This window comes from Acidobacteriota bacterium (assembly GCA_018001935.1).
GTDB lineage: Bacteria > Acidobacteriota > JAAYUB01 > JAAYUB01 > JAAYUB01 > JAGNHB01.
In genome coordinates, this window is the sequence record JAGNHB010000063.1 from 17,513 (window position 1) to 32,806 (window position 15,294).

Annotated in this window: 11 protein-coding genes; 4 read left to right on the plus strand and 7 right to left on the minus strand. The window is 66.8% G+C overall.

Annotated features, from left to right (window positions below; all coding sequences use genetic code 11):
* Window positions 1-47: 47 nt before the first annotated feature.
* The gene (locus KA419_17975; protein MBP7867822.1) at window positions 48-371 is read left to right on the plus strand and encodes a hypothetical protein; all 324 of its coding nucleotides are present in this window, start codon (window positions 48-50) and stop codon (window positions 369-371) included.
* Between the two features lie 58 nt (window positions 372-429).
* Here the strand turns inward: KA419_17975 and KA419_17980 are convergent, their stop codons facing one another.
* The 6 genes from KA419_17980 to KA419_18005 all read right to left on the minus strand — a co-directional run bounded on the left by KA419_17980 (window position 430) and on the right by KA419_18005 (window position 7,752).
* A complete protein-coding gene (locus KA419_17980; GenBank protein MBP7867823.1) occupies window positions 430-825 on the minus strand; it encodes a nucleotidyltransferase domain-containing protein in 396 nt (131 codons plus the stop codon).
* Complete coding sequence (locus KA419_17985) at window positions 782-1,171, minus strand: HEPN domain-containing protein (GenBank protein MBP7867824.1); 390 nt, start codon at window positions 1,169-1,171, stop codon at window positions 782-784. Before KA419_17985 ends, KA419_17980 begins: the two co-directional genes overlap by 44 nt.
* Before the next feature lie 352 nt (window positions 1,172-1,523).
* Window positions 1,524-1,847, minus strand: a complete 324-nt coding sequence (locus KA419_17990; GenBank protein MBP7867825.1) for an MGMT family protein — start codon at window positions 1,845-1,847, stop codon at window positions 1,524-1,526.
* A gap of 29 nt (window positions 1,848-1,876) precedes the next feature.
* On the minus strand, window positions 1,877-3,163 hold the full coding sequence (locus tag KA419_17995; protein MBP7867826.1) for a SpoIIE family protein phosphatase: 1,287 nt from the start codon (window positions 3,161-3,163) through the stop codon (window positions 1,877-1,879).
* Between the two features lie 231 nt (window positions 3,164-3,394).
* Window positions 3,395-4,699 carry a hypothetical protein gene (locus KA419_18000; protein ID MBP7867827.1) on the minus strand — a complete coding sequence of 435 codons (1,305 nt, stop codon included), beginning with the start codon at window positions 4,697-4,699 and terminating at the stop codon, window positions 3,395-3,397.
* Entirely contained in the window at window positions 4,675-7,752 is a 3,078-nt protein-coding gene (locus KA419_18005; GenBank protein MBP7867828.1) for a hypothetical protein, read from the minus strand. Before KA419_18005 ends, KA419_18000 begins: the two co-directional genes overlap by 25 nt.
* Window positions 7,753-8,334: 582 nt before the next feature.
* Between KA419_18005 and hypD the strand changes: the two genes are divergently transcribed.
* From hypD to KA419_18020, 3 genes are all read left to right on the plus strand, one after another.
* A complete protein-coding gene (hypD, locus tag KA419_18010; GenBank protein ID MBP7867829.1) occupies window positions 8,335-9,453 on the plus strand; it encodes a hydrogenase formation protein HypD in 1,119 nt (372 codons plus the stop codon).
* Window positions 9,454-9,535: 82 nt separating this feature from the next.
* Window positions 9,536-10,561: an SUMF1/EgtB/PvdO family nonheme iron enzyme gene (locus KA419_18015; GenBank protein ID MBP7867830.1), complete on the plus strand. Its 1,026-nt coding sequence runs from the start codon at window positions 9,536-9,538 to the stop codon at window positions 10,559-10,561.
* A 63-nt stretch (window positions 10,562-10,624) separates the two neighbouring features.
* Window positions 10,625-11,104 carry a hypothetical protein gene (locus KA419_18020; protein ID MBP7867831.1) on the plus strand — a complete coding sequence of 160 codons (480 nt, stop codon included), beginning with the start codon at window positions 10,625-10,627 and terminating at the stop codon, window positions 11,102-11,104.
* Window positions 11,105-11,195: 91 nt separating this feature from the next.
* Here the strand turns inward: KA419_18020 and KA419_18025 are convergent, their stop codons facing one another.
* Complete coding sequence (locus KA419_18025) at window positions 11,196-15,032, minus strand: hypothetical protein (protein MBP7867832.1); 3,837 nt, start codon at window positions 15,030-15,032, stop codon at window positions 11,196-11,198.
* Window positions 15,033-15,294: the final 262 nt, after the last annotated feature.

The following is a 15,294-nucleotide window of genomic DNA, read 5'->3' on the forward strand; positions in this document are numbered from 1 at the left end:
CCGAGACTCCGCCTGGCGGCCGGCGTTCCGGTTTATACCACAGAACCGTGGCCCGGATAAACCGGAATAAGAACCCCGAACCCCACGAAAAAGGCTGCGATCCGACTTCCTTCGACCGGTTCAGCCGGCGCAAGCGGTACATCTCTCTTGGACACTCTTCGGCGCTCCCGGTTCCACGGGCCATCCGCCAGGTCTGGGGCTTCGCGGAGCTCACCGGTCCCCAGCGTTTCCCGCCGGGCGTCCACCGGCACCGGACGATCGAGGACGCCCAGCGGCTCCGAGACCAGTGGGACGACGCCAATTTCCGGGCGCTCTGGGAGCGGCGGACCACGGGTCGGGAGTTCCTGCGCGACGATCGCCGGGATCCCTGATTCGCGTTTATTCGCGTGATTCGCGGGCGAAAAAAAACTATTTGCGGGCCCTCATTCTTTATTTTCCCCGTTCGCCTGATGGATCGGACGGCCCCGATGGGCGCTCGACCCAGACGGCGGTTTTCCGGACCGTGGCCAGGAAACGGCCGTCCGGCGGCAGGCGGTCCCACTCCTTCCGCGTGTAGACCCGCAGGTCGACGGGAACGGGCAGGGTAAGCGCGTCCCATTGCGCGGCCCGGCGTTCAAAGGGAACGTCGGAGTCCTCCACCACCAGCAGGACGTCGAGGTCGCTCCCGACGCCCCAGCGACCGTCGGCGCAGGACCCGATGTAACCGGCCCGGAGCACCTCGGGGTGGGTGGCCAGGAGGTTTTCCGCCCACGACCGGAAGGCGAGCGCCACCGCCCGGGCGTCAGGCCAGGCGAGCACGGACGAATTCGACGATTTCACGGGCATGGTTGATGGCCTCCGTGCTCTGCAGGGAGCCGTAGTGCTCGAAGGGGGCCCCTTCGGGGTGGCCGTTGGGATAGCGGGGGGCGATGTAGTAGGCGTCGAGGACCTTCCCCCGGTCCAGCAGGTCTTCTCCCGGCCGGACCGCTTCCGGCAGTTCCTTCAACAACCGGGCGACGACGTGTCCCCACGCTTCCTGGCCCCGGTGCAGGTGAAGGGCCTTCACCGCCTTCTCCGCCGCCTGGTGGGAAGCAAAGCACGCCCACTCGTGGCGACCGGCGCGCCGGCTGTCCTCCGCCTGTTCCAGGTCCCGGCAGGCCTGTTGGAACCAGTCCATGAAACGGTTCGGCATGGTCCGCTCCCGGAGAGATCTCACTTCAAGGTTATCCGGATTGGCCGGCGGATGCAAGGGGATATTCGGCCTGCGCGGCCTGGGCCTCGCGGGCAAACCGGAAGACTACCGGGAGTCCGAGTGCGAGCGTCCGTACCCCGTTGCAATGACGCAATTCAAGTCGGGAGCTTGTAATCCATCAATTCGGGCTTTCCTTCTTCGTGCTTGTGAACGCAATTCTGACGCCCCCGCAAAAAGTCTTTTATGCCCGCGAATCACGCGAATGAACGCGAATCAGAAATCAACAATCAATAGACATTATTCGTGTTATAAATTCGCGTATATTCGTGTTTTTCGTGGTTCCGCTTCCCATCTATCCGGGGAGTGGGCCGGGGCCGGGCCAGCGGTAATGCCGGAGGTCGACTCGGCCGTCGGGACCGAAACGGACGCCTTCAGACTCCAGCAGCGCCCGCTGCAGGTCGAGGTCCCCGGGGTCGCGGCCGGCGGGGCTGATCCGCCCGTCGGCGTTGATCACCCGGTGCCAGGGGAGGCCCTCCGGCGCGGCCCGCAGGGCCCAGCCCACCGTCCGGGCGCCCCGGGGCTCGCCGAGGGCGTGGGCCACCTGGCCGTAGGTCACCACCCGGCCTCGCGGCACCTGCCGCACCAACTCCCAGGCCCGCGTGAAGAAGGGTTTCATCTCGGTCAATGTCGATCTCGGCCGGGCGGTCACTCCCGCCGGAGGACCACGAGGGTGAAGTCGTCGTCGAAGCGGTCATGACCCGCGTAGGCCCTCGCCGCCGCCGTCACGGCCTCCACGATCTCCCGGGCCGACGCGGCCGCCCGTTCCCGGACCAGCGCCTCGAGCCGCTCCGGGCCGAACTCCTCGCCCCCGGCGTCCGCCACCTCGGTCACGCCGTCGGTGTAGAGGACCAGCAGGTCCCCGGGCTGCAGGGCGGTGTGCCCGAACTCCGCCTGCTCGCCGTCGAGGGCGCCCAGGACGATCCGCCCCGTCTCCAGGTCCTCCCGCTCCGCGCCCCGCCGGACGCGCATGGGAGGGTTGTGGCCGCAGTTGACGTAGTGGAAGCCCCCCTCCCGCGGGTCCAGCAGCCCGAGCACCGCCGTGACGAACCGGGCGGGGTCGCACGACGCCCGCAGCACACCGTCCAGGGTCTCCGCGAGGCGAAGGAGGTCTCGTTCCGATTGGAGGGCCGTCCGCAGTGCCGCCCGGAAGGTGGCCATGATGAGGGCGGCGGGGATCCCCTTCCCCGAGACGTCGGCCACCGCCAGCACGAGCCGCCCGTCCTCGAGCGGGATGTAGTCGAAGTAGTCGCCCCCCACTTCCCCGGTGGGGATGTTGGTCCCCGCCAGGTCGTACCCCGCCACCCTCGGCGGCTGGGAGGGGAGCAGGGCGCCCTGGACCATCCGGGCCAGAGCCAGTTGCTGTTCCAGTCGTTGCTTCTCCAGCACCTGGCGGAGCAGCAGGGCCTTCTCGATGGACAGCGCCGCCACGGTGGCGAAAAACTCCAGCAGCGCCGCGTCCTCGGCGGAGTAGGCGGCCCGCCGGTCGGACTCGAGGTTGAAGGCGCCGATGACCTGGTTGTTGCTGACGATGGGGACGGCGATCTCGGACCGGGTCGCCCGCCGGGCCTCCACGTAATCCGCGTCGAGATGGACGTCATCGAGGATCAGGGTCTGCCCGGTGGCGATCACCCGGCCGATGATCCCTTTCCCCTCCCGGAGCATGGGGTCCTCCTCCTGGGGCAGCTCGTCGAAGCCCACGCTCGCCATCCCCGCGATGAGGTAACCCCGGGACTCCCAGGGCACGGGGACGCTCCGGTTCAGCACGTAGATGCCGGCGGCATCGAAGGCGACGGCGGTCCGGGCCGCCTCCAGGAGGCTTTGGAGGAGGTCCTGGAGGTCGAAGGTCCCGCTGAGCCGCTGGGAGAGGTTGAGCAGCAGGCGGACCTTGTCGTCGGGCGAGAGATCTTTTCCAGGGGTGAATCCCTTCATCATGATTTGAATTTACACCGGTGCCGGTCCCCTGTCAATCTCCCGAGTGCTGCAATGCAAATTCGAGCGCCCGGCATGGGGTATGGCAACGCGCTCGGTGGCGTCGTTTCGGCCGGGATGAGCGCAGCTCCGCTTTCCGGATTGCAGCGGCTGGATGTTGCTTTACCTGCTCCGGCTGCTCACGGGGTCGGCATGCCTGGATATTCCCGCGCAAGCTGAAGCTTGCGCCACCCCTTACTTGTGGAAGTACCAGGGGAGGCGGCGGGGCTTCTTCTTTCGGCGGCCGTAAGTGCGGGCCAGCTCGATGAAGATGCCCACCGCCGTGTCGATGTCCTTGCGGGTGCCGTCGAAGTAGAAGTTCTTGATGGGGATGCCGTCGTGGTCCTCGACGATTTTCGGGTAGACCGCCTCGCAGGTGATGCCGTTCATGCAGGTGAAGGGGCTGATGTCGATGATGCCGTCGGCGCCCTTCTCGAAGAGGTAGACGGCCTTGCCGGCGCTGAGGGTCATCTCGCCCAGCGCGCCCCAGTGGGGCAGGTAGGGCAGGGAATAGTCGAGGACTTCCCGGATGTCGTGGGGCTCCTCGTACCCCTCGATGTCCTTGAGCACCGTTTCCAGGATGATGTGCTCGTCCCGGCGCTGGATCTTGTTCTTGACGATGGACCCCAGCATCTCCAGGGAGAAGCGCTTCCCCTTCCGCCGGATCCGCTTGAAGGTCTCGAAGTTGGTGTACCAGACCCACTCGGTGATGTCGGAGAGCCACCCCTCGCCCCCCTGCGCCTCGATGCGCCGGACGAGGTGCTCGTTGCTGTAGGTGTTGAGGCGGCAGAAGATCTCCCCCACCACGCCGATGAGGGGGCGGGGCTCCCGGTAGTCGGCGCCCACGGCCCGGAAGCGGTCCCGGGAACGCTCCATGGCCTTCGACAGCTCGCGGAGCTTGTCCTTCGCCTTCATCCCCGGCTTCTCGAGGACGGTGCAGACGTCGCCCAGACTGTCCTCGTGGGCGGCGTCGGCGTCCGCGGGCCGGAGGGCGTAAGCGCGGGTCTTGTGGAGGAACTTGCGCAGGAGGTCCGAGCAGACCAGGGCCCACCACGCCGTGCGCATCAACTCCCCGGCGTTGCCGCCCACCTCGCGGTAGCCGTTCTCGCTGGTGGGGGCGAAGACCTGGATGTCGCCCAGGCCGATGTCCGACAGGATCTTCCGCAGCAGGGGCGCGTACTGGCCGTAGCGGCACGGGCCGCCCGCGGTGGGCATGAAGAAGGCGTTCTTCGACCGGTCGAAGCCCGGCTCGTCGGCCAGCCGCAGGAAGGTGCCCAGGGTGATCTTCTCCGGGTAGCACTCCTCGCCCGAGGTGTACTTCCCGCCCAGTTCCATGGCGCGGCTGTCGCCGTCGGGGCACTCCCGCGCCTGGACGCCGATGGCGCGGAACGCCGCGGCGAAGGTCTTTGCCCCGCCGTAGCTCATGCGGGGGACCCAGAGGGTCTTCCCCAGCAGGCTGTCCTGGCGGGGCGGGGTCAGCTGGTTTTTTTCTTGCTCCACCACCGAAGTACTCCTTTGCTGTCGAGGTAGGCTTCGCAGCGGGTCATGACGCCGGCGTCGTTGCTGTGGGCGTCGAACTGGAGGACCAGGAAAGGCTTCCCGGACGCCCGGCCGATGAAGTGCTTGACGTAGGAGTCGGGCCCGCACTTGAAGTTCGTGATGTAGATGATGTGCAGGCAGGGTTTCTCGAAGGCGATCTTGCCGGCGGCGATGATCTTCCGCCCGTAGTTCCAGAACATGTTGTCGTTGATGTCCGAGATGTCCACCTCGTCCACCGCGAGGAAGTCGATGGGGATGACGTTCACCCCGTAGAAGTCCCGCAGCTTCTTCCCCACGTCCAGGTTCACGCCCGCGTCGTAGATGTTGTAGGGCCGCCCCACCAGGACCACGCCCAGTTCGCCGCTGGCCTCGAGTTTTTCCAGGGCTTCGCGCCCCGCCTGCCGGACCTTCTCGTAAAAGCGCATCTGGGCCTCGTACCCCTTGTCGAACGCCTTCTCGATAGCCTTCTTCTTCGCCGGGAGGGCGAAGTTGCGGAGGTACTCCACCAGTTCCTTCTTGACGCCTTCCGGCCCCGAGCGGAAGTGAATGGTGGGCATCAGGAAGCGCCGCTCGTAGGGCTGGAACCAGGGGGCGGCCTTGACCACGTAGGGGAGGGTCTGCCCCCAGGGGCACATGAAGCTGGCCGGTCGCTGGAAAGGGGACTCCGCGTCGATGACGTTGGGAACGAAGATCAGGTCCACGTTCTCGTCCACCAGGTACTTGACGTGGCCGTGGGCCACCTTGATGGGGAAGCAGGGCTCGGACACCGTGGCCTGTTCCCCGTCCAGGGCGATCTTCCGGTTGGTCTGGGGGGAGAGGAGCACGTCGTAGCCGAGTTCCCGGAAGAAGGTGCTCCAGAGCGGGAACCGGTCGAAGGTGTACAGGGCCCGCGGGATGCCGACAACCGGCTTTTTCCCCGAGGGCTCCGCGCAGTCTCCGAGCAGCCACTTCGCCCGCAGGCTGAAGAGGTCCTCGATGACGGGGCGGCGGTCCACCTTGGCCCGCTTGCGGAAGCGGTCCGAGCACTTGTCGCCCCAGTAGACCTTTTCCTCCTCCACGCGAAACTCCTGGATGCTGCAGAAGTTGGTGCACCCCTTGCAGGTGAATTCCTTCAGGGTGTAGTCCACGTCGCCCAGGTTGAATCCCCGGAAAAGGGTCCGCTCCCCCGTGCACTCGATCTTCTCGCGGACCAGGAGCGCGGCGCCCACGGCGCCCATGACGCCGTTGAAGGGGGGGATGATGATGCGCTTGTCCAGGATCTTGGAGAAGGCGGCCGCCACGGAGTCGTTGTAGGCCGTCCCGCCCTGGAAGAAGATCACGTCCCCGATGGGCCGGCCCAGGATCACCCGGTTGATGTAGTTGAACCCGATGGAGTAGGCCAGGCCGGCCACCACGTCCTCCAGGCGGGCGCCCTTCTGCAGGTAGGCGTTGACGTCCTGCTCCATGAAGACGGTGCAGCGCTCGCCCAGCCGGATCGGCGCCCTGCTTCTGAGCGCGGTTTCGGAGAACTCCCCCTTGATGGAGATCCCCAGCTCCTCGGCGCGCTCCTCCAGGAAGGAGCCGGTGCCGGCGGCGCAGGCCTCGTTCATGGCGAAGTCGGTGACGATGCCGTCCTGGAGGCGGATGTACTTGGAGTCCTGGCCGCCGATCTCGAAGATGGTGTCCACCTTCAGGCCCAGGAGCTTCTCGCCGATGTAGCCGGCGCCGGTCTTGTGGGCGGTGATCTCGTCCACCACCATGTCGGCGCCCACCAGCATGCCGATGAGCTCCCGCCCCGAGCCGGTGGTGCCCACGCCCCGGATGACGATCTTCTCCGCCAGCTCGGATCGGATCATCTCCAGCCCCTCGTTCACCACCTCGATGGGACGGGCCTGGGTGCGGAGGTAGATTTCCCGGATCACGTCGCCCGCGGCGTCCAGGACCACCAGGTTGGTGCTGACGGACCCGATGTCGATCCCCAGGAAGGCGTTCACCGGGAGGGTCTTGCCCTCGAAGGCGTAGGGGGGGATGCGCTCGCGCAGGAGCACCACCTTGTCCATGTCCAGGGGCGCGGTGGTGGGGAAGTCGTGGGCGGTCTTGCCGAGGTGTTTCTCCAGGGCGTCCAGGGAAGCGACACTCGACCGGACGGCGCTCTCCCGCTCCAGGAAGGCAGCCCCGAGGGCGCCCAGCCAGCAGCCGTAGCCCGGGGTGAACAGCTCGCCCCGCTTCAGCTCGAACGCCTCCTCCATGGCGCGGACGACGCCGGAGTTGAAGGCCACGCCGCCAATGAAGGCCACCCGCGGGACGATGTCCCGCCCCTTGGTGATGGACGACTTGAAGTTCCGCGCCACAGCCTCGCAGAGCCCCCGCAGGATCTCCGCGGGCTGGTACCCTTTCTGCTGGGCGTGGATCATGTCGGACTTGGCGAAGACCGAGCAGCGCCCCGCGATGCGGGCGCTCTTCTCCGCATCCTCGGTGATGCGGCCCACGTCCTCGATCTCGAAGAGGAGCCGTTTGGCCTGCTGGTCCAGGAAGGAGCCGGTGCCGGCGGCGCAGTCGCCGCTCGCCTCGTAGTCGGCGATCCCCAGGGCGCCGGAGCGGGCGTCCGCCTCCAAAAGGATGTACTTCGACTTCTCGCCCCCCATCTCGAAGACCGTCCGGACGTCGGGGTAAAGTTCCTGGACGCCCCGGGCGATGGCCTTGAACTCGTTGGCCTCGTGGAGCCCCAGGACGTGGGCGAGGAGCCGCCCCCCCGTCCCCGTGGCCTGGACCCCGGCGACGGATTCGAGGGGGACGTGCCGGCGGACGCTGTGCAGCAGGTCCAGGGCGGCGCGCATCGGCTGGCCCTTGATGCGGGTGTAGGACGTCAGCAGGATGGGCGGTAGGCCCGGCCGGCCCGACTCCCCGCCGTCCACGAAATGGAACAGCGGGTCACCGGCGGCCACGGCGCGCATCTTCTCCCGGGCGCTCTCCGGCCCGAGCACGGCGGCCTTGACGCTCACCGCGCCGATATCGATCCCGAGCAGATAGCTCATTGAGTCCTCCGAAAAGGTCGTCGAACGAAACGGATTGGATGGACGTCGGGGCCCGGGGGGTTCAGGGTGAACCGGTCCGGCCCGGACTTCCCCCCACTCCCCGGCGCCGGCCGGGGGCCGCGGCCCGCCGGACAGGCGGTCACGCCCCCCCTGCCGAAAGCGTAACCTTGCAATTATCGTACGAGGCCCGGCGGATGTCAACGCCGACATCCCCGGAAAAAGCGCCCTCCCGCTCCGGGCGACGGCTCAAGCAAAGGTGCTGCAAACACTTCCCCGTTCGTTTTTCGGGTTGTCGCGGTATCGTCAACGTGGCGGCGAGCCCCTTTCGGAACGCTTGGCGGTTGCAAACGCCTCCCCCGATCTTCCTCCGGCAAGGTCTTCAACCGCCAGGGCGGGATTCCCGCACCTGCTCCGGCGGGATTCCCGCACCCGCTCCGGCGGGGTCTGTGGTAGGATGGTTCGGTGTAGCGCGGGGCTCTGTCCCGCGCACCGGGTGCCCGGCGCTTGTTCCAGCCGTCGCCCGGAGGGCGACGGTACGCCGGAGGGCGACGGTGCTCACCCTGTTCCTTTGGAGGTTTTGGTATGAAATACCTGACCGAGTTTCGCAACCGGCCCGACACCGAGAACCTGGTGCGGAGGATCCGCGCCATCCCGCTGGGGGGACGCCGGGTCACCCTCATGGAAGTCTGCGGCTCCCACACCATGGCCATCCACCGGTTCGGGTTGCGGCGGCTCCTGCCCCCGGAGGTCCGCCTGGTCTCCGGGCCCGGCTGCCCGGTCTGCGTGACCGGGGTGGGCTACCTCGACCGCGCCCTGGCGATGGCCCGGCTGCCCGGCGTGACCCTCGCCACCTTCGGGGACATGGTCCGGGTCCCGGGAAGCCGCGAGTCCCTGGCGGGCGCCCGCGCCTCGGGGGCCGACGTCCGCGTGGTGACCTCCACCCTGGACGCGGTCCGGCTCGCCCGGGAGAACCCCGGGCGCCGGGTCGTCTTCCTCGGCATCGGGTTCGAGACCACCTCCCCCACGGTGGCGGCCTCGGTACGGCAGGCGGAGGCGGAGGGGGTCTCGAACTACCTTGTCCTTGCCGGGCACAAGCTCATCCCGCCCGCGATGCGCCTCCTCGCCGCCGCGCCCGACCTCCGGGTGGACGGGTTCCTCTGCCCCGCCCACGTCAGCACCATCATCGGGACCGAACCGTACCGCTTCCTGGCGGAAACCCACGGCAAGGCCTGCGTGGTGGCGGGTTTCGAGCCCCTCGACATCCTGCGGGGCGTGGAGATGCTGCTCCGGCAGATTGTCGAGGGCTCGCCCCGGGTGGAAAACGAGTATTCGCGGGTGGTCCGCCCGGGAGGAAACCGGGAGGCCCTTCGCCTCCTCGACGAGGTTTTCGCCGTCGTGGACGACACCTGGCGCGGTTTCGGCACCATGCCCCGGAGCGCCTACGCCTTCCGCGACCGCTGGGCCGCCTTCGACGCCGCCGCGCGCCTCCCCGTCGACCCGGGGCCGCCGGTGGAGCCTCCCGGCTGCCGCTGCGGCGACGTTCTCCGGGGGGTCATCGACCCGCCGGAGTGTCCCCTTTTCGGTTCGGCCTGCCGGCCGGAATCCCCGGTGGGCGCCTGCATGGTGTCCTCCGAGGGGACCTGCGCCGCCTGGTTCCGGCACGGCGAAAGCGTTTTCGTCGAGAAAAGTGTTGCTCCCTGAAAATCGGCTGTTCTATAATACGCGCTTGACCGCCGTTTCGCTGATTGGCTCGGCAAAAATGACATCCGCTTCTGGAGGACTTATGAACAAATGGTCTCGCGTGCTGTTGCCGGCAGGGCTGGCCCTCGCGCTCCTGCTGCTTCCCGTCGGCTGCGGGGGTGCGGAAAAAGCGGCCGATGCCGATAAGGACAAGCAGGCCGACACGGGATCCGCCCAGAAGGTCCCCGTGCGCAAGCCCTGCACCAACCGCCCCCTGAACCTCGAAGAGATGATCCGCATTCCGGCGGGGCCCTGCAAGATCGGCGGGCCTTCCGAAGACAAGGTGACCCAGTTCTCCTCCCCGGTTCACCAGGTGACCGTGAAGGAATTCTGGATCGACAAGTACGAGGTCACCAACCGGCAGTTCATGGATTTCTGCAAGGCCACCGGGTACCGCGCCCGCGGGAACTGGATGGATTACTACCAGGAGAGCAACAACCCCCTGATGCCCGTCCTGGGGGTTTCGCTGCAGGACGCCATCGAGTACGCCAAGTGGTCCGGCAAGCGCCTCCCCAACCAGGACGAGTGGGAGAAGGCCTCTTCCTGGGACGCCAAGTCCCAGAAGAACCTGCGTTACCCTTGGGGTGACACGTGGGAGAACGGGAAGGCCCACACCCAGGAAAGCTCCGGCGAGTCCAACGGCCCGGTCGAGGTCGGCCTGTCGGCGGGCGACGTCAGCCCCTACGGCGCGATGGACATGCTGGGGAACGTCTTCGAGTGGACGACGAGCCGCTACGACAAGTACGACGGCTGCAAGGTGCTCGACAGCGCGTTCGGCGGGTCCTACTACACCGTCAAGGGCGCGTCCTACGCCATCCCGGGCGCCGTCTGGTGGATGGCCGCCCGCTCCCCCTTCGAGGGCGGCAACCTCCAGGGTCAGGGCTTCCGGTGCGCCAGCGACGTTCCCCCGGACAAGATCAAGAAGGGCGTTTACAAACCGCCCCCGCCGGAGAAACCCAAGAAGGTGGAAGCCACCCCCGAAGTCGAGGAAAAGCCGGCCGCCAAGCCCGCGGCCAAGGCCAAACCGGCCGCCAAGCCCAAGCCGGCGGCCCGCAAGCGGGGAAGATAGCAAGCTGCTCCGAATGAAATCACGAAAACCGGGTTTCGGCCCGGTTTTTTTATTGGCGGAACGATGCAAACCAGGCGCGACCGCTGGCTGAACGGCAAATCGACCCGGATGGGCCGGAAGTGGGCGCTTTTCGGCCTCATGGCCCTCCTGGCCGCCGGGGTCGCCGGTTGGCTGGCCCTGTACCTCCAGGTCTCCCGGGGGGTGAAGGTCCGCGTGGAAGCTGACCCCGCCCGCCGGGACGCCCTCCGTCTCACCGTCGTCAACCGGGGGCCGCTCCCCGTGACGGTGAGACGCTTCCACCTCGTTTTCGTCGAGGCCGGCGTCGCGAGGGGGGACTTCACCTTCACGCCGGCCGGCCCGGGGCTCGACCTGGCGCGGGGGGGGACCGCCTCCCTCACGGCCCCGTTCCCCGCGTCCATTCCCTGGGGCCGGCAGGCCTCCGCCCTGACCTCTCCGGGGGGCATCGACGTTCTCGGCACAGCGTCGTACGCGACCGTCCTCACCCGGGGCGACGTCTCCTTCAGCGGATCCCTCCCGCGCTGAACTGTCCCCGTCCGCCCGCGAGCGGTCCCCGAAACGGGCCCCGCCGCCGGACCGGGACCGGCTTCGCCACGGTGTCGGCTCTTTCCCGCGCTCAGGCGTCGGGGAGGGGAGGGACCTGGATGGGCTGGGTGAAGGTTGACGTGGTGGACGTGTTGGAGGGCGAGGTCTCCTCGCCGTCCTCGAGCAGCAGGAAGACGTTGTCCCGGGTCTCCTGCACCCGCTTCAGCAGTTCGACGAGGTGCGGTTCCAACGTGTCTTTCCGGTACACCCTCCCGGAGGCTTCCCGGTGCTTCGGCAGCGCGCGGAAGCTGACGGGCTTCCGCCGCATGATGAAGTTGATCAGCTTGACCGCGTTGAAGGAGACCGGGCTGTCCAGGTTCCCGTTCACGAGGGAGACCACCTGTCGCGCCGTCTCGTCGTCGATGGAGGGGACCTTCTGGAGTTCCCGGATGATGATCTTCTTGAAGTTCGAGAGGAACTCGAGCTGGGACTGCCGGTAACGTTCCGCCTGCTCGACGATGCGCCGGGCGAGGGCGTCGACGTTGTTCGACGAGCCCAGGTGAAAACCGCAGTCGCAACAGGGCATGGCCTCCAGCTCCCGGGACACGTTCAGGCGGCACTCACGCTCGGTCAGGCGGTCCAGAAGCAGGTTGAGGACCCGGGGGGAGAAGCGCTCCACGAAGTCGAGCTTGGCCAGGACCGGCAGGTTGGCCCACCAGCCGGACTTCAGCAGCTGATCGAGGGCCCCTCCGGTCTGCAGGGCCCCGCGCTGGGCGTCGTGCTGGGCGACGTAGTAAGCGGAATACCCCTTCCTGAAGTTCTCGAACACCGTCTGGAAGTGCTCCCGACGGTCCTTCTGGAGCAGCCTCGACGGTCGCTCGAAGTGGGTGAACAGCTCACAGCGCAGGTTTTCGACGTGGGGGTCCCCCGTCTTCTCCGACGCCATGACGTAATTCTTCGCCTTGACGAAGGTCTTTGCCCACCCCATGAACTCGCCGACGTTCTCGATCTCCTCCAGGATGGTCTCGAAGGCCGGGAGGGAGTTCGAGAAGGTCTGGGCCATCTGCATCAGGCCGTCCTCGAGGCTGCACTGCTGCTCCAGGACCTTGGTGACGCAGGCCTGGATGGCGGCGGCGCTCCGGCGTGTGGACTGGAGCTCTTTCCAGAGGAACGTGGTCTGGAGTTCGATGGGGAGGTCGAGGATGCTCTTCTCGAGGGGGTTGGCCTGCTGGAAGTCCATCCACTCCGCCAGCAGGCTCTTGAGGAGCCGCCGGTTCTGCGAGAGGTTCCCCGTCTCCATCTGGGCCTTGCAGAGAACGTACCCCCACCGCAGCAGTTCGGGGAGCGGGAGCGACTCTTCCGCCATGGCCTGGACCGCGTCGTAGAAGGCGAGGTCGGTCTCCGGGGTCAGGCTGTTCCGGTGCAGGATGTGGGACTCGGGCCGCTCCCGGTCGAAGAGCTTGATGCGGCCGGCCGAAACCAGCGCCAGGAAAATGTGGTCCACCACCGGCTTCTCCAGGCCGAGGGGGGAGTCGGCGAAAACGTCGTAGACGGCGTTGAGGGGAACCGGTTCGGCGGGGTGCCCGGACACGAGGGCCAGGAAGTCCGCCACGGCGGGCGAGTCACCGAATTTCTCGTTGAGAGGGTCCACCACCCACCGGTCCTCACTCGGGACCGCCAGGGACAGCGACTGGAGGAGTTGTCCGACGGCGCGCCCCTTCGCCGGGTCCTGGGTCGCCCCCGACAGGATGAAGTTGATGCAGTCCGACGGGTCGAGGTCCTCGGGGATCTCGAGGGGGAAAACGGGGTGCTCGGGGAAGACGCGGTCCAGGCAGTCCCGGGCCGCGGAACCGATCACCGACATGAAACCGCCCGCCTCGCCGGCCAGCGCTTCCACGGGGGTGCTCTTTCCCAGGATGAGGAGGCTCCCTTCCCGCAGGTATTTGTCGGTGAAGAGCTTGTGGATTTCCGCCTCGGCCGCCTCCCGCCGGCGCTGGTACTCGTCCTGGATGTCGAAGAACTTGACCCGGTAGTCGTCGGACAGAAGGATGGCGGCCATCTCGAGTTTTTCCCGCTCGTCGTTGCCGAGCGGGCCGGGCACCCACATCATGTGGGTGGGGTAGCGGTGGGCCAGCTCGCTGACGGCCTCGGCCGAGATCGGGTCGTTGACGAGGGAGAAGACGGAGATCTGCCAGTCGGGGGTCTTCCCCATGGAGACGTCCCGGCCGCGAAGCTCGGCGAGGTTCGCCTCGGGCGAGACGAAATCCCGGAACTGGGGGTAGTCCCGGAGGGTCTTCGAGCCCACGAGGACGTTGAGCGCCTTCGGGGTCCAGGACAGGACCCCCCGGTGCGACGTCCCGCGCCAGGACACCTTCAGGGCGTCGTCGTGGATGGGTTGGGCCATCTGCTCCTTCGCGACGGCGATCTCCGGGACCCTCTTGAAGAAGGAAGCGAAGAGCGCGCGCTGCAGCCGGTCCTCGAACCCGGCTTCCTGGGAGCGGATCTCGTTGATGATGAAATCGATGGAAGCGTGTTCGATGTTGACGAGGTGATACTCGTCCCCCTCGGTCGTCACGGATTTCCGGATGCACTGCGGGGCCTGCTCCTCGAACTTCTCCAGCATCTGGACCACGGACTCCCGTGTGACGGGCTTCCCCTGGAAATCGGACAGGAGCAGCGAGCAGATCAGGGTCTCGGGGGTGGGTTTGAACTCCTCGGTGATGCTGAAGAGGAAGACGGCCTTCAGCAGCATTCGGGCCGGGATCTTGTCGGACATGGGCAGGCTGGAGATGACCTGCTGGTTGATGGTCTCGTAGGACTCCACGGCGATGCGCAGGTCCGGCACCTTCTTCGCCTCGTGGTAGAGCAGGTCGAAAATGGTGTCGGGCGTCGCCATGGCCGTGCAACGGTATCCCAGCAGCCGGTTGGCGGTGGAGTAGACAAAGGAGAGGAGGGAGAAATTCCGGATGTAGCGGTGCAGGAAGAAGCTGATGTGAAAAACCGACGGGTGGATGGGGTAAAGCTCCACGAACTGGTCCATCGACGTGGAGAAGAACGGCACCGTTTCCTTGAAGTAGTGGTGCAGCTTTTCGAGTTCGAGTTTTTGCTGCACCGACTTGACCAGGATGTGCCCGCTGATCAGGTCGATCAGGTGGGCCTTGGAGATGCGCCGGATCAGGAAGGCGGTGGTGAGCCGGTACTCGACGATCTTCGCGTGGATGTCCTTGTACCGGGTGGTGAAATCGGGGGGGGTCAGGAGGTGCTCGAAGAAGGCGGCCACCAGGAAAATGGGGTAGATGCCGGTGGAGAGCGCCAGCGTCAGGAGGAACTCGATGTCACCGATGATCCGGGTGGCGTTCTTGTACGCGATGAGCTTCTCGGCGATGTCGTCCAGGAAGATCGCCAGCTCGAACCCGGACGGGATGAAATCCCGGATGAAGCGCAGCTGGTCGTCGGAGTCCTCGAGGTCCAGCCAGTTCTCGATGGGCGGGAGTTCCGGGGCGCCGTACTCGCGGAGCGCCGCCTCGAAGGCCTGGTAGAACATCGCCTTGAGGCTGTCGTCCGTCAGCGGGAGACAGTTAATGTCCACCACCAGGAACTTCTTCCCGGCCAGCGCGGCCATCTCCCGGCGCAGGAAGGGGTCCTCGATCAGTGAAATCAGGGCGGGCGTCTTGAGGACCTCCCGCAGCACCCGCATGGTGTGGGACTTGCCCATCCCCCGGTCGCCGCTGACGATGCAGGGTTTCCGGTCGGTCCCGGGGGCTTTCTTCAGCTCCCGCAGGATGGTGGACATGGTCTCCTTGGAGTCGGGCGTGTAGATGTAGGATTTGATGATGGTCTCGGGGGCGAGGTGCTCGAGGGTGTAGACGCCGGAGTAGGTCTTCAGGGTGAAAAAATCCCTGACCTTTCTCTCCGCGACGATCTGCATGGCGCCCTGCCCGATCATGAGACCGATTGTACAGCGATTCCGCGGAGATAACAAGCGCGAGAAACCGGAGGGGAAGTGAAAATCTTCAGTCGGAAGGGGCGGGAGGGGCCGTCTCCGCCGGGGGGGCGACCACTCCGGCCGGGGGGGGCGGGCCGGCCGGGGGAGGGAGTGCGGAAACCGGGTAGACGCGGCTCGCCTGGCGGAGGAAGGCCGCGAAGAGGTGCAGCGCGCTCTGTCCGCCGGAGAGGGGGAACTCGCGGTT

Coding starts and splice junctions, on each gene's coding strand:
- KA419_17980 (MBP7867823.1), bottom strand. CDS start 825: ATGCCCGTGAAATCGTCGAATTCGTCCGTGCTCGCCTGGCCTGACGCC.
- KA419_17985 (MBP7867824.1), bottom strand. CDS start 1,171: ATGCCGAACCGTTTCATGGACTGGTTCCAACAGGCCTGCCGGGACCTG.
- KA419_17990 (MBP7867825.1), bottom strand. CDS start 1,847: ATGAAACCCTTCTTCACGCGGGCCTGGGAGTTGGTGCGGCAGGTGCCG.
- KA419_17995 (MBP7867826.1), bottom strand. CDS start 3,163: ATGATGAAGGGATTCACCCCTGGAAAAGATCTCTCGCCCGACGACAAG.
- KA419_18005 (MBP7867828.1), bottom strand. CDS start 7,752: ATGAGCTATCTGCTCGGGATCGATATCGGCGCGGTGAGCGTCAAGGCC.
- hypD (MBP7867829.1), top strand. CDS start 8,335: ATGAAATACCTGACCGAGTTTCGCAACCGGCCCGACACCGAGAACCTG.
- KA419_18015 (MBP7867830.1), top strand. CDS start 9,536: ATGAACAAATGGTCTCGCGTGCTGTTGCCGGCAGGGCTGGCCCTCGCG.
- KA419_18020 (MBP7867831.1), top strand. CDS start 10,625: ATGCAAACCAGGCGCGACCGCTGGCTGAACGGCAAATCGACCCGGATG.
- KA419_18025 (MBP7867832.1), bottom strand. CDS start 15,032: ATGCAGATCGTCGCGGAGAGAAAGGTCAGGGATTTTTTCACCCTGAAG.